Source organism: Deltaproteobacteria bacterium (assembly GCA_019310525.1).
Classification (GTDB): domain Bacteria; phylum Desulfobacterota; class DSM-4660; order Desulfatiglandales; family HGW-15; genus JAFDEE01.
Map to the genome: position 1 here is coordinate 21,914 of JAFDEE010000016.1, position 25,132 is coordinate 47,045.

A 25,132-nucleotide genomic window follows, 5' to 3' on the forward strand; every position below is an offset into this window, starting at 1 on the left:
TTGTCCCGATTTCGGAACTATCGCCTCGAAAGGTAGGCCAGGAGCAGACCTGCGCACATAGCAGCGAATCCCAGAGCCCGTAGTCGCCCGTCAGGGACCTCCTGAAGCGTTCGCATCCAGCGCTTCATCCTATCGGGAAAGACGAAGTAGGGAATGCCCTCCACGAGGAGTACCAAGCCGATGAGACACAGTAATGACTTCATAAGGACCTCAAGAGCCCGGTTCGCAATCGATCGTAGAAGGAGCCCGTTAAAATCGATCTATCATAAAGGCGGGAGGGTGGGAAGTCAAACGAGACAGGATGAAAAGGTTCCTTCGATGATGTGTTGGGCCCACCGGCTCATTGCGACGCTCTTTCCGCTTCATCCCTGTCTTCGAAGTACTGAAAGGCGTCGATGATGTCAAGATAGACCCCGTCGAAACCTGCATCAAGGATCTTTTTGAGATAAGACTTCTGATTGCCGAAAATGATTCCCTGCCATTCCGGATCCCAATAACAGACCTTGTAGTTGCCGGGCCAGTCGGGATTCTCTTCCGCGAGCCACTCCGGTGGATGCTTCTTCCATTCCTCTTGCCAATAATACCGGTACTCCTCCGCCTCCCCGATACTCATGTAGGCGATGACCAGCCGTTTCCCCCCACCGGATTTTCGTTTAAGGATGGTAAGATCACTGGGCGTCAGAGGTTTGTCGCCGAAAAAAAGATCCAGGATCACCAGATCATAGTCGGTAGCGGAGACGGCCGAAATGAATGCGTCTTTGCTCGAATACTCCCCCGGGTTGATCAGGTATAGGAAATTTTTCGCCTCCCCAAGGGAGCCGATCGGGGCGGAGTCGGCTTTGAACGGCGGTCGGGGATAGGAGGGAATCCGGTCCAGGTCCCGGCTTTCAGCCCCGAAGCTCAGGTATCCCATTTCAGCGTTTCGGGCGTAGGAATCCTCCATGAATTCAGGGGTCCGGCAGTAGTCCGTCACCAGGACGGCCAACCCCCTCTCCCTGGCCAGGTTCAGGAAGGGCAAAATGACCTTCCTTAAGGAATCCGGTGTGGCCTTGTCGTCTTTATCGTACCCGTAAAACAGGCTTTCCTGCCCGATTCCATCAATAGCATCCAAGTAGTTCCAGGCCGGCGGACCCGTTGCCTCACCATTCAATGTCAGGAGTTCAACGCCGTTTTGAGGGATGACGGCGAAATCGGGACGGAGGTGTTTTGCATAGCGGCTGATGCTGATCACGAACCGGCGCATTTCCCCCCGATAATCCTTGGCCGGAGGATAATGGGCGCAGGCCCCGGAACAGGCGAGAACCAGGATGAGCCCAAAAATTATGAAGAGTCGGTATAGGAAATCTTTTTCTGAAGATCCGGGCCTCATATCACCCATTACTCCCTTTCCCCTTTTCCTTCCTTTGTTCCTCAACGGCTTTCCTGAAAACCTCATACTCCAGTCCTCCCACCCTTCCATTCACCAGGAAAAAGGCCGTAAGGGCTGAAATCACCGATGCTGCCATGAATCCCGTTCCAAAGAACTTCCAGCCCAGTTTAATGGAGATGAAAGTAAATCCGGAGTTGGTAAAAAGAAACAGGGTGTTCAGAAGCACCAGCCCCTTGAAATCGTCCAGATATTGCAGGACGAGAAAATAGAAGAAATAAAGCGAAAAGAAAATCGATCCCAGGAGAAGATAGTGGAACACAAAGGGGTTCTTCCACGGGAACGGAATGGATCGGAAGTAAAGGAAGAAAAGCACGAGCAGGGACAGCCCTCCGTAAAAGAGGAGGATGGAGGATGAAACCTGGCCGATCCCCTGAACAAGTCTGAATTTTTCAAGGGCCAGCTCACGAAAGGGAAAATTGTTGTAAAGTTTGTAGACAAAGGCTTCATAAGGACCTGTGATGCGCCTTTTCATGCCCTTGTAAACGAGCAGGGATCCGATCATCATGAGGGTAATGGCGATGAAGAAAGGAAAATCGTATTCGGCAGAGTAATGGAAGAAAGGGTCATAGGCATCACCCGTTCCCGGGAAAAACCAGAAAACCATCTTGTCGGCCCAGAACCCAAGGGTGAATGAAAAAAGGGAAAACCCCAGGCGGCCGGCCCCCTTTTTCCTCAAAAAGGCCCAGTTCAAAAAGAGTTTTTCCCTCATGTAAAGCTTCACGAGATACCCGTACCCCCCCGCCGTAGGCACGAGCATTCCAATGGAAAATACCAGCAGGAGCCTTTCCGTACCCCGAGGTTTCATGAGGAGAAAGAGGCAAAGACCGAAGGAAACCCCCCCGATGAAAAGCTTGAACATCAACCGTTCTTTCTGGAGGGCGGAAAAAACACTGCTGATGCACCAGAGGAGAGAAAGGATGGTCGTGAGGGCCACAAAGCCGACCTTAAGGGCTGCAGAGATGGTCGAAAAGTAGAAGATCATCAGGGAGGAGAGGCCGAGGCTCAGACCGGCTACCAACACCGTCAGGGCCAGCATGCCGCTCGCAACCTCCTGGAGGTGTCCCAGGAAGATTTCGTCGGCAAGATACCGTGCGAACATGGAGTGCAGTGGGGAGGAGAGGATCAGGGAAAGGGCCGTTCCATAGGTTATCATGAGGTAGAAGAGAAGAGGGGGTTTCCCGGTGATGATACTCACCCCAAGTCCCATGACCACCAGGGAAAAGACCGTGAGGAACCACGGGCCGATGGCCTCGAAGGAATCCCCGGCCTCCCTCACGGCTGAGAGGGTCAAAAGGGGCTTCTTGGTTCTTCTTTCAAGCAGAAAAATGGTGCCCGGCATGCCTCAACAACTCCCTGTAAATTTCTCTGTACTCTTCAGCAATCCGCTCTTCCCTGTAAAAGGCCTCGATCCGCCTGATTCCGCTTTCCGCCAGTCGGTCGGCCAACCGGGGATCCCCGAGAATCCTGACCGTGGCCTCTGCAATCCCCTCTGCGTCCATGACGCCCCGCACCAGGCCGGCCTCTCCCATCTCGTCATCTTCCCGCCCGTAGAGAAGCTCCCGGCAGGCCCCCACGTCCGTGGCTACCACCGGGACGCCGCTGGCCATGGCCTCCATCACCACCAGGGGCATGGCCTCTTTGATGCTGGTAAGGACGAGGACATCCATTTTCCTGTAATAGTCAAGGACGTCGGCCCTTCCTGTGAAGGTGACGGTCTCTTCAAGGTCCAGCATTCTGATAAGGTCCCGGCATTCCTGAAAATATCCCGGCTGATCGCTGGTGGGGCCGATCACCAGGGCCTGCATCTCGGGGAACTCCTTTCTGACCATGGCCATGGCCTGGATGAAGGTCTTGATATCCTTGACGCTGTCCACCCTGCCCACGAAGCCCACCGTCCGGGGTAAACTCCTGCACCGGGGGGAGCGGGCGGAGACAAAGCGCTCAACATCGATCCCGTTCGGGATCACCTGGATTCGACCCTCCCGGGCGCCGTACTCCATTTCCAGCCTTTTGTTCCCCTCGTAGAGGGTGATGATCCTGTCACTGAATCCATACTGCCAGTGACACAGGGCTGTGAAGGCCTCGATCCACATGTCCTTGAGATAAGGGTCATCCAGCCAGTCCGATTTCAGGAGTTCCATCTCTCTTTCCTGAAGATAGATTCCATGTTCGGTGATGATGGAAGGCGTCCCATATAGGGCCTTTCTCAAACAGGCGATGAATCCCGCGAAACCGGTCCCCGGCGCATGATAGAGGGCCGAAGAAGGCAAACGGGGGATGAGGGTGAGAACGCGGAAGAAGATCAGATGGATATTCCTGAAGTTGTAAAAGTATTTCACAAAACCCGCATCTTCCCGGAATTCTCCATTCAGGCGGGTCAGTAAGGCGAAGGCACCTTCATCTTCGAGGAAGTTACGGAATATTCCCGTAGGGGCCTGAAGGACCACTTCCCTGAGAATTCCGATGCTCTCTTCCGATAGAACTCCACGCCGCCATTCCTTCATGAGGCGGTAGAGCCTCTCCTGGAGTTCCCGCCACCTTTGGCGGGAGAGGGTCAGGGGGACGCTGTCCTCGATTTCACTGTAATCAAAGAGGACGTACTCCTCATAGGCCACGAGGTTCGGAGGGAAAGGGTATTTCCGATCTTCCTCCCGTTTCTTTTCCGCGATCAGGGCCACCACGGAAAAGGTGAACTCTGGAAGATTCTCCATGAGCCACTGGAGCCAAGAAGCCACCCCTCCGGTAACATAGGGGTAACTGCCCTCTACAACCAGGCAGATGTCAGAACGGTTTTCCAAGCCCTTGCCGCCTCCTTAACCTTCTCCGGTATGAAAACCCCCCCGCCCGACTCGATAAGGAGGTACAGGTTGTCAAAGGTCTCCTGATCCCGGAGCCTGACCGCCAGCTCGAATTCATAGGTGATCCATTTCGGAAAGAAATAATCACCCTTCTCCCGAACGGTCTCGTACACCTCCCTGGCCTCCCGGACCCGGTCCGCTTCAAGCAGGTACTTTACGGACAGGAGGGCGTCATCCTCCGTGAACTCCTTTTGAAAGGCCGCGACTGCATAGTTGCAGGCCTTTTCCTGGTAAAATTGCTTCATAACCGGTTCGCAGAGATCGAGGTAACTGATTTCATGGTAGAGGTTAGCGAGCCGCTGAAGCTGGGTTCTGTCGGGATCCTCCAGGGCCTCGATGCGAGCGGCCTCTGCAAGGATTTCGTCCATCTTCTTTCGAAGCATGTCGATGGCCATAAGCACCACGTTCTGGAAAGGGCTGAGCCGGATCATGTATCTGAGCAGCCCCGACTTGGTCGAGGACCATCCCATCTCTCCCACGACGGCAAGCATCTTCAGGGCGTCGGAACGGCTCAAACCACGGATGAGAAGGGCCTCCGTTATAGGGAGGGCGCGCGCTTCGATCTGCTTCTGGAACACCACCAGGTTTTCCCTCCTGACCTTCTCAAAGGCCTCGGAGCGAACCTGGTAAATGGGGTAGTACCGTAAGAAAAGCACCACGAAAAGGGCCAGGACCGGACCCGCCACGGGGACGGCTGAGAGGGAGGCCATGAACAGAAAAAAACCCTTTCCCCGGACCCTGCCCTTCAGGGTTTGGTCTGATCCCGAAAGGACAAGGAAGATGAGAAAGGTGAAGACCATGGCGGCCAGGTGGGAGCCTGTAAAGCCTGCCACATCGTTCCACCGGTGAAATCCCCTGAGGAGGAAAACCGTTGAAGCTGCCTCGCTCACGGCCCAGAAGAGATAAAGGATGATGTTCATGGTCTCAGGGTTCCTTTGCCGTTTCCATGGATAGCCCCGGATATTTTCCCGAGAGGCGGTTGAGCACAAGTTTTGCGCTGGTCTCGTCCGCCATGGAGAGGAATACCAGGAAGTGATTCTCCCCCAGCATGAAGATCTCATCGTAAAGCCTGAGGGAGGAAGAGAGCCCCCGGGCCTCCTCCTCACTCAGGGACCCACGGATCCGCAAAAGTGAAAAGGGCAACTGGTATCGCTTGTATCGGGAAATGCTGTCTTTGAGGATGCGTCGCGCGACGTCTTCCCGGTACACGACCACCGTGGTGAATACACTCAGGGTAAGCAATTCGTCCCTGTACAGGCGTCCTTCGATCATGGACTTTATCCAAAAGGCGGCCACTTTGAGTAGACTGATCAGGTTCTCGGATAGATTGATGAAGCGGATTTCCTCCAGAATAATGATGTAAAGGAGCTTGTCGAAGGTTGAAAGAATCGGGATGGCCATCACGAAGCGGTTGTCCATCTCCTTGGGGATGATCACCTCCCGTTCCGCCAGGGCCACCCTAAGGATTTCCGGAATCTCCTCATCCCTCCACTTCAGATCCCCGGGCAGACTGGAGGCCCCGAAAACAGTTACCCGTTTGAAACTCTTCCCGTCCAGAACCTGATAGATCCCGGATTTTTCCACGTGGCAATGGGTATAAAGGAGGTACAGGATCTCGTCGAAAAAGGATTTCAGGTCCCCCATGCTCTCAATTCTCCTGAGCCCCTGATACATGATCCTCGGGGTCTCCATGTCGGAGAGGACCTGATGGAAGGCCTCTTGGAGGGCCCGGTCCCTGGCGGAGAGTTCCACGGTCAGCTTTTCAACCCGCTGGTTCAGCACCAGGTTGGTCAATTCCAGGCCCTTGTTCTGTCTTTCGGCGTTGGAACGCACGAAGCCCGTGATCAAAAGGACCCCGAGGTAAAATCCGGCCTTCAAGGAATGATGGGAAAGAAAAGGGATGAGGCTTCGGTGGGTGATCACCGTGATAAGAAGTGCAAAGGCCAGGAGGCCGGCCACCGCTCCTTTGAGGCCGTAATATAGGGCCAGAAGGAAACCTGTAGCGGTCAAACACAGGAAGAGCAGATCCAAGGGGAGGATCCCCTTGTTCCAGAGGAACCAAAGGCCTCCATAAAGGAACACGATCTCCAGGAGAAACACAAGGTGGGGGGTGTACCTGTTGTGGCCGTCAATGGTTTTGCCGAGCGGCAAGGCCTGTTTTCCTCCCTCGAAGAAGCTCGATTTTTCAGGATTTCAGTATAAGCAATCAGCGTTTCCAGGGGTTGGAGAGTGAACCCGGCTCAGGACTCGAAGGCCTTGACGGCCTCTTCCTTGGTATCGAATATATCAAGGATCTGGTCCAGGCGGATAATCTGGAACAGGGACCGGACCTGTTCCGAAAGCCCGAAGAGTTTCAAATCCCCTTCAGAGTTTTTCAATTTCCGCACGCAGGAAAGCAGGGCGCCGCATCCTGAGCTGTCTATGAAACGCATCGTCCTCATGTCAAAGACTACCTTTTTGTTCGATTCCAGGACGGATGCGATATCCTTCTTGAATTCCTGACTGTTGTCGGCATCCAGTACATCTCCCTGGAGCGACAGGACCACCACATCACCGTGCTTCTCCGTTGAAAAGTCCATTGGACGAGAGGCCTCCCACGCTAAAGTTTTTTCCGTTTCTTGACAAGCATTACGGAGTTCATTCCATCGGGGCTTTTCGTGTAACTGACTTCATCGACATAGGTCTTAATGAGATACAACCCGTACCCCCTTTCCGTCAATCCCTCCGAGGATGGGGGAGCGGACAAATCCGGCGGATCGAACCCCTCACCCCAATGATTGAGCCGGAGGAGGATCCGGTCCACGTAAGCCTCCGCCACTATGTGGATTTTGCGGTCCTTCCGTCCCCGGTAGGCGTGCTTCATGATATTGGTGGCCGCCTCGTTGGCCGCAAGCCCCAGTTGCCATGTATTGTCCATGTCCATGGGAGGATTGATATTTCTCTGGCAGAGATCCTGGACAAAGTCCCTCAACCTGGCAAGCTGTCCGGTCTCGCTGGATATTTCCAGTTCCAGGCGGAGCAGGGGTGTGAGGTGGCTGTCGGCTTCTATCTTGACCACTATGCAAGTCAGGTCGTCCGTGAAGTTTTCAGAACCCGAAAAGGTGATTACAGAAGAGCGGATCTCAGAGAGGAGGTCCTCCGGATCCAGAGAAGCATATTCCTTGACACATTCGGTAAGCCGTCCTTCACCGAAAAATCCACCGCTCCGGTTCCGGGCCTCCGTGATCCCGTCGGAGTAAAATACCAGAACGTCTCCGGGCTCTACAGGAAAGGAGAGAGGGCTGTAAGATTCATCGGGGCTGAACCCCATGGGCATATTGTAACCCTTGACCGTACTGCAGGTCCCGGAAGCATGGTGGAAATGAACGGTGCGGGTGTGCCCGCAGTCCACCATCTCAGCCCGCCCCCCCACGAGATCAAATCGTGCATAGCAAAGGGTGACAAAGGATTCGAGTTCCATGAGTTCGTTTACCATCCTCTGGTGTACCCGACGTACAATAGCCGACGGGGGAGGGAAGGACTCGGAGACGGGGATCAAATCGCTAAGGGCCCTGACGAAGCTGTTCTTGATGGCGGCGCCTAGTAGAGCGGCAGGGATTCCCTTTCCCATGACATCCCCGATCAAAACATCCATGCACTGATCCGACTGGGTGAAAAAATCGTAGAAATCACCGTCAATCCTCTGGGACGGGACGGTCACAGCCGCCACCTTCAGGCCCGGCACCTTCTTCGGCGGGGTGCCGAGGAGCAAGGCCTGCTGGATCCGGGAGGCGATTTCCACTTCCCTCTCCCTCGCCATGGCCAGGGCCTCCCGGGCCCGCCCGTGCTCAATGGCCTTTCCCAGTTGTTCGGCCACCACATTGAGCAGGGTCTCATCCTCCCTGTTAATGGGATCCCTTTCCTCCCCTGTGCCCCCCAGAAACACCTCCAGGGTGCCCACCTCCCGGTCCCCGGCCACTATGGGACGGGATCGCTTCCAGGGGCCTTCTTGAAAGCCCGGAGACAGATACACCTTGCCCTCGAGGGTAATACGGGCCGAGACTCCGCCAGGGCCCTCAAAGGAAACGGGCAAAAGCTCCACCACCCCCTCGAGAAAGGCATCCAGGGAGGAGGTCTGTTGCTCCCTGAGCCTTGAGATCCCGTAAAGGCATTTAAGCTGCCTGACCCTTGCGTCCAGGGCTTCTGTCCGCTCTTCCAGTTCCTTCTCGGCCCGCTTCCGCTCCGTGATGTCCCTCACGGTTCCCACGGCATGCCACCGGCCCTGGACCTTGGTGGAGGAAAGAGACAGCTCTACTGGGAACTCGGTCCCATCCTTCTTGAGGGCGGTCGTTTCATAGGGCTTTCCCAGGACCGGCCCCTCCCCCGTCCTTTTCCATGTTTCAAAACCCCTTTTGACGGCCTCCCGGTACCTTTCAGGCACGAGAAAACCATGCAGCTCCTTGCCGAGCACCTCGTCCGCCCCGTACTGGAACATCTCTTCGGCCGCCTTGTTCCAGTAGGAGACCCTACCGTCACTGTCCAGGGTGATAAGGGCGTCCCGGGTCGAGGCCGCGATGTTCTTGAACCTTTCTTCGCTGAGTTGGAGGGCCTCTTCCACCCTCTTGCTCTTGGTTACGTCCCGCAGGATGGCCCTGGTGGAGACCGGCTCACCACTCCGAAAACTTCCGTTGATGTTTCCTTCCACCAGGATCCGGGCGCCGCCTTTACTCAAGAAGACCGCCTCGATATATCCCGGGCCCTTGCCCGAAAGGACATCCTCTACCACCTTTCGACATTGATCCCTGCACTCCGGCGCCATGACATCGAACATGGAGAGGTTGGAAACCTCTTCGGGAGTGTATTCCAGGGTCTCCATCCAGGCCCGGTTGACATACAGGAGCCGGCCGTCAGGCGCTGCCGCCTGAATAAGATCATGGGCATTTTCAAAAAGATCCCGGTATTTCTCCTCGCTCTCCTTGAGGGCCTTTTCAGAACGCTTTCGCTCGTTCACCTCGCGGGCGAGTCTTTCGTTGGCCTGGACCAATTCCCGGGTGCGTTCTTCCACCCGTTTTTCCAATTCATCCCGTGCCTTTCGAAGGGCTTCCCCGGCCCGCCTGGCCTCTAAATAGAGCCTGGCGTTTTCCAGGGCCACGGCCGCGGGGCTGCTGAGGGCGGCAAAAAGGGCCAGATCCTTTTTCTGGAAACCCTGTGGAACCCCCACGGAGTGGACATAAAGGATCCCCCGGACCTTGGAGCGGACCACCAGGGGCACACACATTATGGAACGGATAAGATCCGAGCTACGGGTCTTCGTCCCTTCTTCAAGGGCCTGGCCCCGGGTATCGGAAATCATGACGGCCTTTCCATCCTTGAGGACCTTGTCGATCACACTCTTGCTGTACTTTGTCTTCGGGGAGGTTTCGGCATCCCTGGCCCGGGAGAAGACTTCCCGTAGTTTCCCCGTCTCCGGATCCACCAGCAGGATAAAGCCCGCGTCGATCCTCCTGAAATGAAAGAAGAGGGCCTTCATGATCTTTTCGCAGATCTCACGGAGATCCAAGGACCGCATAAGGGCGGCAGAGACCTCATAGATGAGTTCCAGGTGTTTCCTGTCCGTGACCAGGGTTTGATCCAAGGCCCGGGTCTTTTCATCCTTGACGCCATCGGCCTCGACGGCTTGCTCGGCCGCCCGGCCCTTTTCAATCGCCCCTTCGCCAAGGATAAAAAGGATGTTGCCCATGGCGATGGAGATTCCCCGTTTCAGCTCTACACTCTCAAAAGGGGTGATGGGCCGGCCGTTGATCAGGGTCCCGTTTTGGCTCTGGAGGTCTTCGATGTAAAGCTTCTCCCCTTCCCGGAATATCTTGGCATGTTTCCTCGAAACGGAAGGGTCGTCGAGCTGGATATCATTATCTAAGGCCCTTCCGATGGAGGTGATCTCATCATTGAGATCAAAGGCACGCCCCTGCATGGGGCCTTTGATCATAAATAGTCTCGTCATGGCCGCCTCCAGTAGTCTGACCCACCAGGGGTTTTCAGCCGGAAACCTGGTAGGAGACGGGGGGACTCTTTCGACCCTCGAGAACAAGGAAGGCCGTCAGGGGAGTGAAAACACAATTGATACAACCCCAAAATCACATTTTTTCAAGGAGTTACGATATCAAAAGGGAGCCCGGTTTTCAAGGTTTTCTCCTGTTCCCCCAACCAAATCCCGATTACAGGCTTAAGAAGGGAGGCAGGATCTCTCCCAAAAGCACTTGCTATTGAAGAATTCAGGGTCTCCCGCCGATTCTTTCCTTTATATCGGATTTTTGTTGAGGTATGTTTAGTTTTCAGGGTTTTAAACCGGAAATTTTAGTTCCCAATACCCGAAAATAACCGGTCATCCATCTACTGGATATGGAAAATGATAGAAAAGGAGGGCCCATGACAACATGCCTGATCACCGGGGGCGCGGGATTCATCGGCTCACACCTGGTTGAACTCTGCCTTGGAAGAGGATATCGAACCCTGGTGCTCGACGACCTTTCGACGGGGAAAAAAGAGAATCTTCCCCTGGGTCACCCGGACCTCACCCTTATTGAAGGGGATATCAGGGACAGGGTACTTCTCCGTGAAATCCGGGAGGCCAATCCCGATCTGACCTATCTGTTTCATCTGGCCGCCATTGCCTCTGTCACTAAATCCATGGAAGACCCCATCCTTACCCATGAAGTCAATTTCCAAGGAACCCTTTTTCTTCTGGACACATTCCGGAAGTCTCTTCTCAAAAAAATCGTTTATGCGAGCTCGGCAGCCGTTTACGGCGCCAATCCCAATCTGCCCCTTCAGGAGGAATCTCTCCCCAAGCCTCAAAGTCTTTACGGTGTGGACAAGCTGGGGGGAGAACACCTTTTAAAGGTGTTCAACGATTCCTTTCACCTGCCCACGGTCTCCTGCCGTTTTTTCAACGTGTTCGGCGAAAGGCAGGATCCCTCCTCCCCTTATTCCGGAGTCATCTCCCTCTTTTTCGCCCGGGCCGTTGAACGCAAAAAGGGAAGTGATTCCCGAATCACCATTTTCGGCGACGGAAAACAGACAAGGGATTTCATCTATGTGAAAGACGTCGCCTCCGCCCTCCTCTTTCTGGCTGAGTCGAAAAACATCAGGGGCGATGTTTTCAATATCGGGTACGGGCGGAAGATCACCATCCTGGACCTTGCCCGGAAGGTCCAAGAAACCCTTGGAGTCGACATTGATATCAGGTTCGAGGCCCCGAGGGAGGGGGATGTTCGCCATTCCCTCGCGGATGTCCGGAAGTTGGAAGGCGCCGGATTCACCTTCTCCCACGATTTTGAAACGGGACTAAGGCGACTGGCGGAGTTCCTTGTCGCCAAGGCCGATTAAAAATCATTCCTTTGCGAGTAAAAATCCGGGTTTTTCAGTCCGAATCTAAGGCCTTGACCCCATTGACCGCGATGAAGGGTGAGGGCAGACTTGGAATATGATAACATAATATAAACCCAAATTATGCGTGAACGCCTGTCCAAGAAAGGGTAAAAGGATTTTCCCGGAGCGGCCTATTTTGGCTCTGGAGCAGGAGAGCGGAAGAGCCAAAATCGGCAGTGAGCGGAGCCATGGACGGCGTAGCGAACGTAGCGGAATAAAGACCAATTTTATCATTAATGCATAATTTGGGATAAACTCAAATCATGCGTGAACGCTTGCCTGCCTCGGGCAGGTCTCCAGAAAACTCGGAAATCGCTCAATTTAGGCCCTGGAAAGAAGGTCGGAACGGTCGGTCGGCTTAAACGATGTGAAAAATAAACCATTAAAAAGGGTATCCCCGCCCCATGGAGACTGACAATGATTAAGACATTGAAACGGATGGGAATAATTATTGGGGGGCTGATCGTCCTGCTGATCCTGATTCTGCTCGTAGCTCCCGTTTTTATCGATATACAAAAGTACAAGCCCCGGATCGAGCAGGGAGTGGCCAAGGCCACGGGACGTTCCTTTTCTATTGGAGGAGATCTGGATCTTTCCCTTTTTCCGTGGGCGGGCATTTCATTGACGGATCTTCGCATGGGGAATCCTGAAGGATTCAAGGAAGGGGATTTTCTTACGATAAAGTCCTTCGACATTCGTGTAAAACTTCTTCCTCTTCTCTTCAAGGACATCCAGATCAAGCGTTTCATCATAAACGGCCCGAAACTTTTCTTGGAACGACGGAAGGATGGACGCGCCAATTGGGAAGGCATTGGCAAGGGAAAGGGAACGCCTTCCCCGGGCGGGGAAGAAAGACAAAAAAAGGGGCCTGAAGGGCCAGTGGAAGGACTTCCCATCAAAGGCCTGGCCGTTGGGAAATTTTCCGTTTCCGACGGTGAACTCCTGTGGGTGGATCGGGCCTCAGGAGGCCTTCACGAAATCAAGGAGCTTGCCCTTGAACTCAAGGATGTCTCCCTGGACCGTCCCCTTGGATTGTCCTTTTCGGCTATTGCGGACGGTAAACCCATCTCGATCAAAGGTAAATTGGGCCCTTTGGGGAAAGAACCCGGGAAGGGCCTCCTGTCCCTTGACCTCGTGGTTCAGGCCCTGGAGGAGCTGGATATGACCCTTAAGGGAACGGTCAGGGATGCAGTCGCCGAACGGCCCCAACTGGACCTTGCCCTTCAGATCCGGCCCTTTTCACCCAGGAAGCTGGCGGCTGCCCTGGGAGAGGCCTTCCCCGTCAATACGAGGGACCCAGAGGCCCTGAACTCCATCGGTCTATCCATGCTTGTCAAGGGCGACCCTCGAAATCTGTCGATATCCGATGGAAACCTTTCCCTGGATCAATCCAAGATCGTTTTTTCGGCCAACGTCCGGGACCTATCAAGACCGGACCTGCAGTTCACGGTCAGTATAGACAAGATCGACGTTGACCGATACCTCCCCTCTCAAGGGGATGGAACAGGGGGGGGCGAGAAAAAAGCGCTTCCACAGGGGAAGGGCCGAGAAAAAACCGATTATGGACCTTTGAGAAGGCTGGTACTCGATGGGGAGATCCGGATCGGTGAACTTAAAATAAAGGGTGCGACCCTCAAGAACGTCCGGATCAAGGTGAAAGGCCGAAATGGACTATATACCGTTGATCCTTTCACCTTCAAGGCCTATCAGGGTAACATGGTCAGCAAGGCCTCCTTGGACGTGCGAGGCGATGTTCCAAGGACCCGCCTGAAACTGGAGGGCCGGGATTTCCAGGTCAGGCCGCTCCTCTCCGATGTCCTTGGAAAGGATTTCCTCGAAGGAACCACCCATGCCGTCCTGGACCTGAGCATGGTGGGTGACAAGGCGGACCAGATCAAGCGTACCCTGAAGGGTAAAGGAAATCTCCGGTTTATGAACGGGGCTATTGTAGGTGTGGACCTGAGCGGAATGGTCCAGAACATAAAGGCCGCCTTTGGACTTGCCAAGAGGGACCGAAATACACCTAGAACCGATTTCTCCGAGCTCGAGATCCCCTTTGAGATGAACGGAGGCGTGGCGAAGACCCCGCGGGCACGCCTTGTCTCTCCCCTGCTCCGGGTGCTTGCAATTGGAAAGGCCGATCTTGTCAGGGAAACCCTGGATTTCCGGGTGGAACCCAAAGTGGTCGCGACCATTAAGGGCCAGGGTGATACCCGGAAGCGAAGCGGTATCATGGTTCCCATACGTATCAAGGGCTCATTTTCAAAGCCGTCTTTCGTACCGGATCTCGGAGGAAGCCTCAAGAAAACCCTGGAAGGGGGAATTCAACAGATGCTTGAAGGAAAGGGCCAAGAAGGCAAACAAGCGGAATCACCCGAGGAGACCATCAAGGGGATCTTCAAGAGTTTCGGGATCCAGCAATAGATCCTCCGCAGGCCTTTCTCCTCCAGACTTTCTTTCCTTTCAAGGATCCTCGGGGAGGTCCCTGAGGGGGAAGATTAACCTTGCCCCTATACTCCAAGCCGTGCTAGTAGGGGTAAAGTACATCTATACCCCATTCCATACCCTGAGACATCGCGAAGTTTCGGTAACAATGAGCGGAGGCGCATCATGAAAACGGAACTTTTGCGAAGCCTCATATCAATCGGAAAGGAGATCTTCGATGGCCTACGGCCGAAAAAAACGGATTCAGGCGGTTTTTCTGGCAGCCTTTTTGCCGCTTATCCTAGGTACCCTGTGCTGGGGGGAAGAAAAAACCCTTGGGGGGGAAGAGCAAGTCGCCCGGGTAAACGGAACTGTCATCACCCGAAAGGCCTTGGATCGGGAAATGGCGCGGGTACAACGTTCCATCGTCACCAGTGGGAGAAAACTCTCTGCCGCCGACTTGCCGAGACTGCAGCAAAGGGTCCTGGAAAGTCTCATCGATCGCGAGATCCTCTATCAAGAGGGCCGTAAGAAGGGATTTCGAGCGGAAGAGGCCGAAGTAAACGACCAGATCGCCTCCCTGAAGAAAAAGTACTCTACCGAGACCGAATACCAGGCTGCTTTGAAAAGGGTGGGTCTCAATGAGGGGAGTCTTCGAAAGGAAATAGAAAAAGGACTGGTGGTCAAGGCATTTCTCATCAAGGAATTCAAAAAAAAGATCACCGTCTCGGACGAGGAAACAAAGGCCTTCTACGACGCCAATCCCCGATCCTTTACCAGGCCTGAACAGGTTCGTGCGAGCCATATACTCGTAAAGGTCGGACAAGGGGCGACCGAAGCTCAGCGGGCCGAAGCCCAAAAGAAGATTGAGGAGATTCGACAGCGGATCAAGAAGGGAGAAGACTTCGCTTCTCTGGCAAGGGAATATTCGGACTGCCCGAGCAAGGTCAAAGGGGGCGATTTGAGTTATTTTGCCAGAGGACAAATGGTTAAACCCTTTGAAGATGCGGCCTTTTCTCTCAAGGTGGGCCAGGTGAGCGGAGTCGTTGAAACCCGGTTTGGGTACCATTTGATCAAGGTGACGGACCGCAGGCCCGAACTCAAGCTGCCTTATGAAAAGGTAAAGGAGAAGGTCAGGAACTACCTGGCTTCACGGAAAATGACCAAGGAAGTTCAGGCTTATGTAAACGGCCTTAAAAAACACGCCAAGGTCGAAAGGAATCTCTAGGGGAATTCACTGGACTTAGGTGGAAGTCAAGTCGCCGGGAACCCTTTGGAAAGTCTCTGATTTTACGCAAGATCAAAGAGAACGAAACTTTTAACCGCTAAGTATGCCGGAGGGGACAGGCATCCATACATTGAAGTATTTCGAAAAAGGGGACAAGGTGATATGGCAATGGTAAAAGACATTATGACCCGGGACGTGGTTACCCTTTCACCTGAGGATGAAATCACCCATGCCGCCAAGGTCTTGCTTGAGAAGGGAATCAACGGGGCGCCCGTGGTGGACGACTCGGGCAAATTGGTGGGTATCCTTTGCCAGAGTGATTTGATCAGCCTGCAAAAGCGGCTTCCCATTCCCTCCCTTTTCACGCTCTTGGACGGATTTTTCCCCCTCACCTCCATGAAACACGTTGAAAGGGAGATCCAAAAAATATCTGCAACCACTGTTGTGGAAGCCATGACCCCCAACCCCCTGACCGTGACTCCGGACATGGCGGTCGAGGAAGTGGCTACTATTATGGTGGAAAAAAATTTTCATACCCTCCCAGTCCTGGAGGAGGGGCGGCTCGTGGGAATAGTGGGAAAACAGGATGTCCTGAAGACACTTATTAGATTCGAAGGACAGGAGGCTCCCGGATGATCAAAAAGAAAATGTCGAATCCTATGGATGCGCCCCCCTTTACGGCGGAGAAGGCGAAGGAAACATTGACCTCGTGGGAAGAGGAAGGGGCGATATGGTCAGGAGCCGGGTGAGCCTTTCCTTAAAGAACAATCCTGAAAGACCTCTTCGGCACGACCGCGTGGGGCTGGGGGATACCCCCATGACAAAATCCATGGGATACGCTTGACGGAGGGAAAATTATCGTATATCCATTGCCGTGGGATTCCCGGGACTTCGCAAAATTGAATCTTAGCTGGGGGTCTCAAACCCGGTACGGGAGAGTGACGAAACATGGCATCAGAAAGAAGCGGCAGGAACGGTTTCCCCACAGGTATTTTTTACCGGCTCGTGGATAATGCAAGACTCGCTTATTCCATGATCAGGGATTACTGGGAGGGTGCCTACCACAAAATGCCCTTCTGGACTTTCGCTTCCATATTGTTGGGCGTTGTCTATACCCTTAGTCCCTTGGATGCCGTTCCCGATTATATCCCAGGATTGGGCCAGATTGATGATGCCCTGGTGCTGGGGTTCTGCCTTTTGCTTTTGGAAAAGGACCTATCGGCCTATAGGCGGTGGAAAATGGGCCGTTCCGCATAAAAATTATCAACTGCATCCAACCCAACCTTGCTATCCTTTTTTTGAATATGCAAAAAGACTCCGATTGAAATAACCGGCCTTTCCGGGTAGTTGGTTTTGATCTCCAGGAGCCCGCTTGTATTTATGGGGGGGCCTGGAATGTTGGTAAATCGGAGCTTGTACCGCCGGCCCTTTTCCAGTTCCCTAAGTGAATATTCCACCTTGCCCTCAAGGTCGAAACGCCCCGGGGTGAGCACCAGTTCTGAAGGAAGCTGGCCCCTGATCTCGATCTCTTCGCTGGCCCGCTCTCCCTCCAGGGCCCTCAGAAAGACCCTGTGGGAAGAGAGGTAGATCGGTCTCTTTACACGGGCCTTGACCGAGACACGGGCCATCCTTAAAGTGGGATCGTTAGTGTAGATCCTGGCTCCCCAAGTGTGGGATCCGCTGTATCCGGTGGTACGTATCTTCAGGGTGATCTTCCCCTTCCCTCCGGGTGGGATGACCTCGTCATAGGAGGCCACGGAGCAACCTCACCCGGGGGCCACCCTACTGATTTCAAGGGGGGCATTACCTGTGTTGGAAACGGTGAAGCTGTAAGTAATCGTGCTCCCTTCCTCCACTTCGCCGTAATCGAAGATTGTCTGATCAAGGACCATCTTCGGGGCCGATGATACCCTCGGTGTCAAATCCTTCTTCGGCGTCGGCTTAACCTCCGGCATCGGGGCCTTTATCAGGGATGGATCCTCCACTCCCTTTTCCTGCCTCGGCTCCGGATGACCAGCGAATACGAGAAAAGGAAGCAAAAGTACTCCTGCGATAAGCCATTTTTTCAACGTGAAACCTCCACGGATTCCCTAATTATAATATTTCGATGCGAGGCCCCAAAAAGGTATCTATCCTCCCTTCGAAAGAACGATTTTCATCGCCTTAGAACATCCATCCGTGAATTCTCATGAGGAGCCTGCTTTTTGCAGAAGGACCTTGATCTCCCTCAGAATGGTTTCGAATCGGTAAGGTTTGGCCACATAGGCCGAGGCCCCTGCCTTGAGCAATTCCTCTTTCTGTCCGTCCTGAAGGTACCCGGTGGCTATGATGACCTTGAGGCCGGGATTGATACGGAGAAGTTCTTCCAAACACTTGGCCCCACCCATACCCGGCATATTCAGGTCTAGAATTACAAGATCAATGATATCCATGTGTTTTTGATAGACCTCGAGGCCTTCTTCCCCGGTTTCCGCGCTGATAGCCTTGTAATTATAGGTCTCCAGCATTTCCCTGGTGAGTTCGAGAAGATCTTTGTCGTCATCCACGAAGAGGATGGTCTCCCCGTTTCCCTGAAAGGTCCCGTCCCCCATCCCTGGTTCGCTTGGCGCCACCCTTTCATCCAGGGCCGCTGGAAGGTAAATGTGAAAAGTCGTCCCGTGACCGGGCTTACTTTGACAGGTGACGGCTCCTCTGTGGTTCTTAATGATGCTGTAAACAATGGCAAGTCCGAGTCCTGTCCCTTTGCCTTTTTCCTTGGTCGTGTAAAAGGGGTCGAATATACGTTCGAGAACATCACGGGACATGCCGGAGCCCGTGTCTGAGAGGGTGAGGAGGACGTAAGGCCCCGGGGTGACACCGGCATGTTTTCGGCAGAATTCCTTGTCCATAGTGAAGTTTTTCGTTTCGATGGTGATCCTTCCCCCCTCACTCATGGCATCCCTGGCATTGACAACGAGATTCATGATGACCTGCTCGATCTGCATCGGATCCGCGCTGATCTTCATGAGATCCGCGGCAAGGCGCATTTCCATGCGGATCATCTTGGGAATGACCCGTTCCAGGAGGGAAGATACCCTCAACACGAGATCGTTGAGGTCGATAGGCTTGAGTTCGCTTTCCACTCTTCGGCCGTAGAGAAGGAGTTGCCGGGTGAGTTCAGCAGCCCTCTGGGCCGATTTTTCGATCTGGCTGAGGGGATGGTAATCCGGATGGTCGGAGGACTTGTTCATCAGGACGATCTGAAGATAGCCCGAGATCACCTGAAGGAGATTGTTGAAATCGTGGGCGATCCCACCGGCCAGGGTCCCGACGGCCTCCATCTTCTGGGCCTGGAAAAGTTCGATCTCCAACTTCTTTCGTTCAGTGACATCCCTGAGAAAATGGATGGAGGCCTTTTGTCCCATCCACCGGATGGGAACCGAGTTCATGTCCACCCAAAGTACATCCCCATTTTTGTTGACCGCCCGGAAGGATTCCATGGAGGGAGAGTCTCCCTGTTCCATCATGCTCTGGCACTTGGCCATGACCCAGGCACGGTCTTCCGGGAAGACAAGATCCGAAAGGGAGAGGTCAAGCAGTTCTTTTTCGGAATAGCCGAAGAGTTCCAAGGCCTTGGGATTGGGAAAAGTGATGCCTTGTTCCTGCAGGATGAAGATGGCGTCATTGGCATGATCTACCACCAGCCTGTACTTCTCTTCGGATTCTTCTACCGTACTCTCCAGGCTTTTGGAATAGGCCTCGAGTTTCCTGCGGGTCGATTCCAGTTCCTCCAGGAGCAGATGTTCGCTGAACCGGAGCCTGTGGTTTACTACAGAGGCTACGAGGGCGATGGCCAAGGTTGAGAACACGAACATGTTGTTTCCGAGGAAAAGGGAAATCCGGTCCGAAGGACAGATCAGGACAACCGAGAAAATGTAAGCTAGATAGAGAAGAATACAGTGAAAGGTCAGGATCTTGGGATGGAGAGGAAGGACCGAGCAAAAACCCAGGAATACCAGGTTTAGGCCGGCATAATAAGAAGTATCATAACCGCCCGTGTCGGCGATCATCTTGATGATGATCAGGCCCACCAGGTAGAAGGCCGAGATGCCGAGGTAGGAACTTTTATATCCCAGGTTCCAATTTTTATTTGCAAGATAGAGAAGCAGGCAGCAGAGGGACGCGACTAGCCTGTAAGCCATGAAACGATTGAAAAGGGCTGGGTAGAGCAAGTAATCCAACCACCCGAAAAGGGGCACCAGCAGGCATCCGAGCAATAGAATAAGGCTGACCCGCTCCCTTATGAGGGGCTCTTGTGCCGCGTTGAAACGGAAAATTTGTTCAGGATCGAATGAACGCACCGGCCAATCCCGTAATTCCTGGTGCCCCACGAAACACATTGCCGCGCCCGGTTTTCTTTCATGCAAGAGGCGCAAACCTTTAAATAAAAGGCCCTCGGGGACGGCACACGGCGTCGAGGCAGGATCCGTGCGTGGTTTGGATTATCAACCATCATACCATGTTGCGTTTCACCGGTAAAGTGGTTTGCCTCCCTGGCAGTTCCACTCAAATCTTTTCTTTCCTTGCTACCGCGAAAAGATTCAGCCCCTGCTCCTCTTTCAACAATTCAATGCCTGCCCCGAAGGGGCTTTGAGCGAAAAGTTCCCTTAGCTCTTTTTCGGACCTGTAGAGCAGCCGCCAATGAAGAATGTGGTCCATGAAGGCCCGGTTGGGGTTCCGGGGGCCGAAATTTCCGATGATCAGGGTGCCGCCCGGCTTTAACTGGTGATAACAACGGGTGATAAGGGCCACGAACAGCCTCGGTTCAAGGTAGTCCGCAAGTCCCGCACAGTAAATGATGTCCTGGGGACCGTAGTCGTGTCGGACCCTGCCCAGGGACCACCTGATGACGTTGTCGTTCATAAGGCGGATGGAGGCCTTGTGGGGGAAGGCGTCCACATGCCGGGATGTATACTCAAGGGCCTGGGGGTCGGCGTCTATACAGGTGGCTTCAATGTATTCAGAATCTTCATGATGGTGGCGGAGGAAATCAAAAAGTTCCCGGTTGGATCCGCAGGCAAGATTCATGACCTTCACCGGACGGCCGAGGGTGGCCGATCCGTGGCAAAGATCAGAGAGCAGGGTGCAGAGAAGTTTGCGTCGACCCCGGACGGCTCTGGCCGCGGCACTCTGAAGACACCAATCGTCCACAAGGACACCCAACTTGCCGTCCCCTTCAGGTTTATTTCTGTAAATCCTCTCCATCATCTCAAAATCACCGGCATATCCCCTGGGTTTGAAGTAGGCCCTTTCGGCGAAACGGCTTCGCATGAAGTAGGGAAAGATTTCCTTGAAGATGTATCCCCATCCGTATTCGGAAATGCGGGGACCGTCCCACCGATCCATGGCGGCCTGGATTTGCTCGTTGAAACGATCAAGGACTCCGAAACATTCATCCCGTAAAGGAGTGGGAATCCGCCCCCCCGAGTCTTCCTGGAGCCGATAGGATAGATCGTAGAAACGGGCCTTGAATTTTTCCACGACCCTGTTGACAAAGGGCCACTCGGGGCTCTGGAAAAAGGAATGTGGGATAGGGGTCGACTGTTGGAAATTTTTTCCCCCGGATGTCAGGGAGGCGGCATAAGCGGTCAGGGGTTCCCTCTCAGCCAGTATCCTCCGGAATTTCCCGCAGATATTTTGAGCAAGAAGGCCCAGAAAGTCACCGTAAAGGATCGGATCATTCCGCTGGATTTTGAGCAGGGTCCCTTGATCAAAGATTCGAATCAAGGATGGCTCAATGGCCCTTATATCCCTTACCCTGGAGGCCCCTTCGAAGAAGCCGATCTCACCGAAAAAATCACCCGCACCGATAAGGGCCACTACGATTTTGGTATCGCCGAGGGTATGGGAGACTTCCACAGACCCTTCCTGTACATAATAGAGGGAGTGGGATTGTTCCCCGCCTACGGTGATCTCATCGTCCTTGCCGTACCACGCCTCCGCGGCGTATGGCAGCAAGTTTTCGATAATATCGTTTCGGTTAGCCAGGCCCCAACCCGCAGAAAGAGGAACGGCCGTTTCTACGCTGATCATTCCAATCTCCTTGCCCTGTTGGAGGATCCCAGTGACCGGAAGCGGTCTTTTTCAGGGATCTTCCCTTTTTATCGTGCCAGGTCCATCTCATTGATTTTTTGAGCAATTATCGTACCAAACCAGAAAAGGGGCAGGTTTTATCCCTATTTCTTCAAAAAAGACAGGGGCGAGAGGCGAAAGAGGCTGCGGGGGTGGGGAATTTACGGCTGTAAGGACCGAAAAGATGCGTATTTTCCGTTGGTTGGTAAAAACAAGTAGACACCGGAGTGGTCACAAAACCGTACACTTTGAAAACGGTTTATCTTCTTGTGGGACGGACCTAAGGAGGAATTCCTCAATAAAGGGAGACCTGTTTCATCCCCCGCCCATGCCTCTGGCTGGTGGGAAGGTGCTGTACCCCTTGGATTCGGGAATCCTGCAGTATGGGCGGGTCTTCCATCGCCGGTGAAACCAGAACCAGTGGTCGGGGTGCTTGCGGATATAATTTTCGATTACCTTGGTGAAACGGATGGTGGCCTCCTCCACGTCCCTGGTCTTGTCCCCGCTCTTGATCGGGGTGAGCTCGGGCTCGAATATGATTTTTATTCGTCCGTCACCCTGCCTCACGGAAAAGACCGGCACGACGGGGGCGCCGGTTTTTAGTGCCAAGCGGGCCAGTCCCTTGTTGGTGCAAGCCCTTCGGCCGAGAAAATCCACGAAGACACCTTCATACCAGTCCACGTTTTGGTCCAGGAGAATCCCTACGTTTTTTTTCTCCTTGATGGCCTTAAGCACCTGCCTCATGGCCTTTCGTTTGGGGATGATCTCGGTCCCGAAGCGGGTCCGGATCTCACTGATCAGGCGGTCAAGAGGAGCGAAGTCGATGGGCCTGACCACGATGGCGAGACGGGGGAAGAGAAGGGTGACGGCCGCCGACATCATTTCCCAATTTCCGAAATGGGCTGTGAGGAGGAAACATCCTTTTCCTTTGGCAAGCACCCTTTCAAGAATCTCCTTTCCCTCGAAAAGCACGTAGCGATCCATGTTGGCGGGATTCATCCTGAGAATGTGGGGTACTTCGAACAACATCTGCCCGAAATGGAGATAGACTTTTCGCAGGAGTTTTTTGGGGTTTTTCGCCCATTCGGTCCCGGGAAAGGCCCGGCGGATGTTTTCCAGGACGATGGAGGTCCTGGATGTAGGCAGAATCGGGAAGAGGCGGCCCAATCCCTTGCCCAGCACCCTGCCGACGGGCAGGGGAATAAGGGCCATCCCATGGATCAATATGGAGAGAAGCCTGTAAACTATCATCGTGGTTTTTCCCGGCACGCAGGATATTTAATCAATATGAGAGATTTGATCAAGAGGATGTCTCGGCCCGGGCACTTTTTTCAACGGCCTCTTCCATCATGTGGAAGAAGTCCTGAGTGGGAGATAGGTCAAAGGCGATCCTCAGGAATGCAAGATCCGGGATCCCGGAAACGATGTCCTTGATCCTTACCCAGTCCTTTTCGGTGGTTACGAGGTATTGCGCCCCGGATTCTTCCTTTAGACGGAGGAGGTGCCGGATCTCCCCAGGGTTGAATGGATGATGATCCGCGAATACGCTGAAGGAGACCGGTATAGCCCCCAGACCTGAGAGGGTATCAAGGAAAGTCTCGGGACGGGCGATACCCGCGAATGCGGCGATTCGTTTGCCCTTGAGAAAATCCAGCCCGCAGGTCCTCCCCTCACGCGGAAAGTGGATGGCCTCTGGCACATGGCGGCCCTTGAAAAGAGGAATGCGGGGAAATCGGGAGTTAAAGAAATTTTCGATGGGAGATAAATCTTTCACCCGGTCTGAACGGGTCAGGATGAAGGCATCCGCCCTTTCCAGGTGCCCGACGGGTTCCCTCAAGGGTCCCCGGGGAAGAAGATGGCCGTTTCCGAAAGGGTGCTCCGCATCGAGCAATACCAGGTCCAGGTCACGGTGAAGGTTAAGGTGCTGGAACCCGTCGTCCAGGAGAAAGAAATCAGTGCCGAATTTTTCGTGGGCGAGCATCCCTGCCCGGAATCGATCCTTTGAAACGATTACGGGGATCCCCTTGAGGCGGCTGGCAAGGAGAAAGGGCTCGTCTCCGGATTCCCGGGGATCCGCCAGGAGGCCTTTTCCAGGGTCTGATACTACCAAGACCCCGTTTTGATATCGACCCCCGTATCCCCTGGATAGAACAGCAACCCGGTGACCACGTGCGGCCGCCCACCGGGCAAGCATGAGCACGGCGGGCGTCTTGCCCGTCCCCCCGGTGGTGAGATTGCCTACGCTCGCCACGAATCCTGGAAGAATCTTTTTCTTTTTCCTCCCTATGGCCCCCATGTGGATTTTCGCCCCAAGTCCGTAGATCATGGACAGGGGAGCCAGGACCAGGTTCCAGGTGGGGGGGGGTGATGTCCCGTGGATTTTGGACCAGTTCCATTTCATGACAGGCAACGATCCACATGTTTAAGCACCCGAGAGAGGGCGCCCTGGTTTGCAACGACGAACTTTTTCGCCTTTCTCCCCATGGCATCCCGTTTCGCGGGATCGCCCAGGAGGGTCCGCAGGGCGTCGGAGAGGCCTTGTTGCTCCCCAACCCTTATGCCCCCTCCTGCCTCCACCAGGTTCCTGGACATGAGGTCGAAATTGAAGGTGTGGGGCCCGAAAAGGACAGGTGTCCCGAAGCTTGCAGGCTCAAGGAGATTGTGTCCCCCGATGGGAACCAGGCTCCCTCCCACGAAGCTGACCGATCCGATCCCGTATATCCTTCCGAGTTCACCGAGGGTGTCGAGAATCATCACGTCATAGGAGGACCCTCCCTTTGATTCGCATCGGCTTCTCAGGACCGCCGAGAGTCCCATCTCGAGCGCTCCTTGATAAACTTCGCCGCTCCGCTCGATTCTCCGGGGGGCGAGGACCATCTTGAGTCCCGGGAAGTCGGATCGGATTTCCAGGAAAACCCGGAAAAGGATCTCCTCTTCTCCCTCGTGGGTGCTGCCCGCCACCCACACCCTCTCACCCGCCTCGAGTCCCAGGAGGTTGCGCCAGTGTTCCATTTCTTCTTTTTCCATGGGTTTCCAGTCCCGGTCGAACTTGATGTTCCCCGCCGTGAACACCTTGTCGGGCCTCACGCCGATCTCCAGGAGTCTTCTGGTGTCCAGATCCGTCTGCATGAGACACCCGTCCAGGGTGTTTAGAAGAGAACAAGCGAGGTGGCGGAACCTCTTGTATCCGTGGAAGGTCCGGGGGGAAATTCGGCCGTTTACGAGAAGGCTCGGGACCCCCCTTTTTTTGAGGGCGCGGAGGAGTCCGGGCCAGAGATCGGTCTCAACGAGAAGAAAGAGGGCCGGCTGGAGGATGTGGATCACCCGCCTCATGGACCACCAGAAATCCAGGGGCATGAAAAAAAGGGTGTTCACCTTCCCCGCCAAAGATTCCCGGGCGATCTCCATCCCCTGGCGGGTGGATACGGAGAAGGCGATAGGCCGGTTGGGATATGCCCGAACCAGGGCCTTTACAAGGGGCTGGGCGGAGATGACTTCTCCTACGGAGAGGGCGTGGATCCAAAGGGTCCCTTCTCGCGGGAGACAAGGTGTCGGGTTGGGAAGCAGCCTTTCCCTGAGTCGCGAATCCCCCTTGAACAGGAGGGGGGAGGCGGGAAGCAGCAGTAAGGTCCAGAGGAGATGATAAAAAAACAAGCCTATACCCTCCCAAATTCC

20 protein-coding genes are annotated in these 25,132 nt (G+C 54.2%); 5 read left to right on the forward strand and 15 right to left on the reverse strand.

Annotation, left to right across the window (positions count from 1 at the left end; translation table 11 throughout):
* Positions 1-17: 17 nt before the first annotated feature.
* From JRF57_04325 to JRF57_04360, 8 genes are all read right to left on the reverse strand, one after another.
* Positions 18-203: a DUF2065 domain-containing protein gene (locus JRF57_04325; protein ID MBW2302920.1), complete on the reverse strand. Its 186-nt coding sequence runs from the start codon at positions 201-203 to the stop codon at positions 18-20.
* A gap of 137 nt (positions 204-340) precedes the next feature.
* Complete coding sequence (locus tag JRF57_04330) at positions 341-1,378, reverse strand: endo alpha-1,4 polygalactosaminidase (protein ID MBW2302921.1); 1,038 nt, start codon at positions 1,376-1,378, stop codon at positions 341-343.
* The gene (gene pelG / locus JRF57_04335; protein ID MBW2302922.1) at positions 1,371-2,768 is read right to left on the reverse strand and encodes an exopolysaccharide Pel transporter PelG; all 1,398 of its coding nucleotides are present in this window, start codon (positions 2,766-2,768) and stop codon (positions 1,371-1,373) included. The genes JRF57_04330 and pelG overlap by 8 nt, the downstream gene beginning before the upstream one ends.
* Complete coding sequence (gene pelF, locus JRF57_04340) at positions 2,743-4,227, reverse strand: GT4 family glycosyltransferase PelF (protein MBW2302923.1); 1,485 nt, start codon at positions 4,225-4,227, stop codon at positions 2,743-2,745. Before pelF ends, pelG begins: the two co-directional genes overlap by 26 nt.
* The gene (locus tag JRF57_04345) at positions 4,194-5,207 is read right to left on the reverse strand and encodes a hypothetical protein (protein ID MBW2302924.1); all 1,014 of its coding nucleotides are present in this window, start codon (positions 5,205-5,207) and stop codon (positions 4,194-4,196) included. The genes pelF and JRF57_04345 overlap by 34 nt, the downstream gene beginning before the upstream one ends.
* Before the next feature lie 4 nt (positions 5,208-5,211).
* On the reverse strand, positions 5,212-6,438 hold the full coding sequence (locus tag JRF57_04350) for a hypothetical protein (protein ID MBW2302925.1): 1,227 nt from the start codon (positions 6,436-6,438) through the stop codon (positions 5,212-5,214).
* An 89-nt stretch (positions 6,439-6,527) separates the two neighbouring features.
* A complete protein-coding gene (locus JRF57_04355) occupies positions 6,528-6,866 on the reverse strand; it encodes an STAS domain-containing protein (GenBank protein MBW2302926.1) in 339 nt (112 codons plus the stop codon).
* Positions 6,867-6,886: 20 nt separating this feature from the next.
* Positions 6,887-10,267 (reverse strand): PAS domain S-box protein, encoded by a 3,381-nt coding sequence (locus JRF57_04360; protein ID MBW2302927.1) that lies wholly within the window; start codon positions 10,265-10,267, stop codon positions 6,887-6,889.
* Between the two features lie 425 nt (positions 10,268-10,692).
* Here JRF57_04360 and JRF57_04365 point away from each other — a divergent pair, with 425 nt between their 5' ends.
* The 5 genes from JRF57_04365 to JRF57_04385 all read left to right on the forward strand — a co-directional run bounded on the left by JRF57_04365 (position 10,693) and on the right by JRF57_04385 (position 16,603).
* A complete protein-coding gene (locus JRF57_04365; protein MBW2302928.1) occupies positions 10,693-11,652 on the forward strand; it encodes an NAD-dependent epimerase/dehydratase family protein in 960 nt (319 codons plus the stop codon).
* A gap of 459 nt (positions 11,653-12,111) precedes the next feature.
* On the forward strand, positions 12,112-14,118 hold the full coding sequence (locus tag JRF57_04370) for an AsmA family protein (protein ID MBW2302929.1): 2,007 nt from the start codon (positions 12,112-12,114) through the stop codon (positions 14,116-14,118).
* Between the two features lie 238 nt (positions 14,119-14,356).
* Complete coding sequence (locus JRF57_04375) at positions 14,357-15,346, forward strand: peptidylprolyl isomerase (protein MBW2302930.1); 990 nt, start codon at positions 14,357-14,359, stop codon at positions 15,344-15,346.
* 162 nt (positions 15,347-15,508) lie between these two features.
* Positions 15,509-15,982, forward strand: a complete 474-nt coding sequence (locus tag JRF57_04380) for a CBS domain-containing protein (GenBank protein ID MBW2302931.1) — start codon at positions 15,509-15,511, stop codon at positions 15,980-15,982.
* Between the two features lie 312 nt (positions 15,983-16,294).
* On the forward strand, positions 16,295-16,603 hold the full coding sequence (locus JRF57_04385) for a DUF1232 domain-containing protein (protein ID MBW2302932.1): 309 nt from the start codon (positions 16,295-16,297) through the stop codon (positions 16,601-16,603).
* Here JRF57_04385 and JRF57_04390 read toward each other — a convergent pair.
* The 7 genes from JRF57_04390 to JRF57_04420 form a co-directional block, all read right to left on the reverse strand.
* Positions 16,570-17,103, reverse strand: a complete 534-nt coding sequence (locus tag JRF57_04390; protein MBW2302933.1) for a hypothetical protein — start codon at positions 17,101-17,103, stop codon at positions 16,570-16,572. The two genes, JRF57_04385 and JRF57_04390, sit on opposite strands and share 34 nt — an antisense overlap.
* A gap of 9 nt (positions 17,104-17,112) precedes the next feature.
* On the reverse strand, positions 17,113-17,415 hold the full coding sequence (locus JRF57_04395; protein MBW2302934.1) for a DUF1573 domain-containing protein: 303 nt from the start codon (positions 17,413-17,415) through the stop codon (positions 17,113-17,115).
* A 117-nt stretch (positions 17,416-17,532) separates the two neighbouring features.
* Complete coding sequence (locus JRF57_04400; GenBank protein MBW2302935.1) at positions 17,533-19,686, reverse strand: PAS domain S-box protein; 2,154 nt, start codon at positions 19,684-19,686, stop codon at positions 17,533-17,535.
* A 205-nt stretch (positions 19,687-19,891) separates the two neighbouring features.
* Positions 19,892-21,418 carry a cyclic nucleotide-binding domain-containing protein gene (locus tag JRF57_04405; protein ID MBW2302936.1) on the reverse strand — a complete coding sequence of 509 codons (1,527 nt, stop codon included), beginning with the start codon at positions 21,416-21,418 and terminating at the stop codon, positions 19,892-19,894.
* A 354-nt stretch (positions 21,419-21,772) separates the two neighbouring features.
* Positions 21,773-22,708 carry a lysophospholipid acyltransferase family protein gene (locus tag JRF57_04410; GenBank protein MBW2302937.1) on the reverse strand — a complete coding sequence of 312 codons (936 nt, stop codon included), beginning with the start codon at positions 22,706-22,708 and terminating at the stop codon, positions 21,773-21,775.
* 49 nt (positions 22,709-22,757) lie between these two features.
* Positions 22,758-23,858: a tetraacyldisaccharide 4'-kinase gene (lpxK, locus tag JRF57_04415; GenBank protein MBW2302938.1), complete on the reverse strand. Its 1,101-nt coding sequence runs from the start codon at positions 23,856-23,858 to the stop codon at positions 22,758-22,760.
* Positions 23,855-25,111 carry a 3-deoxy-D-manno-octulosonic acid transferase gene (locus JRF57_04420; GenBank protein ID MBW2302939.1) on the reverse strand — a complete coding sequence of 419 codons (1,257 nt, stop codon included), beginning with the start codon at positions 25,109-25,111 and terminating at the stop codon, positions 23,855-23,857. Before JRF57_04420 ends, lpxK begins: the two co-directional genes overlap by 4 nt.
* Between the last annotated feature and the right edge of the window lie 21 nt (positions 25,112-25,132).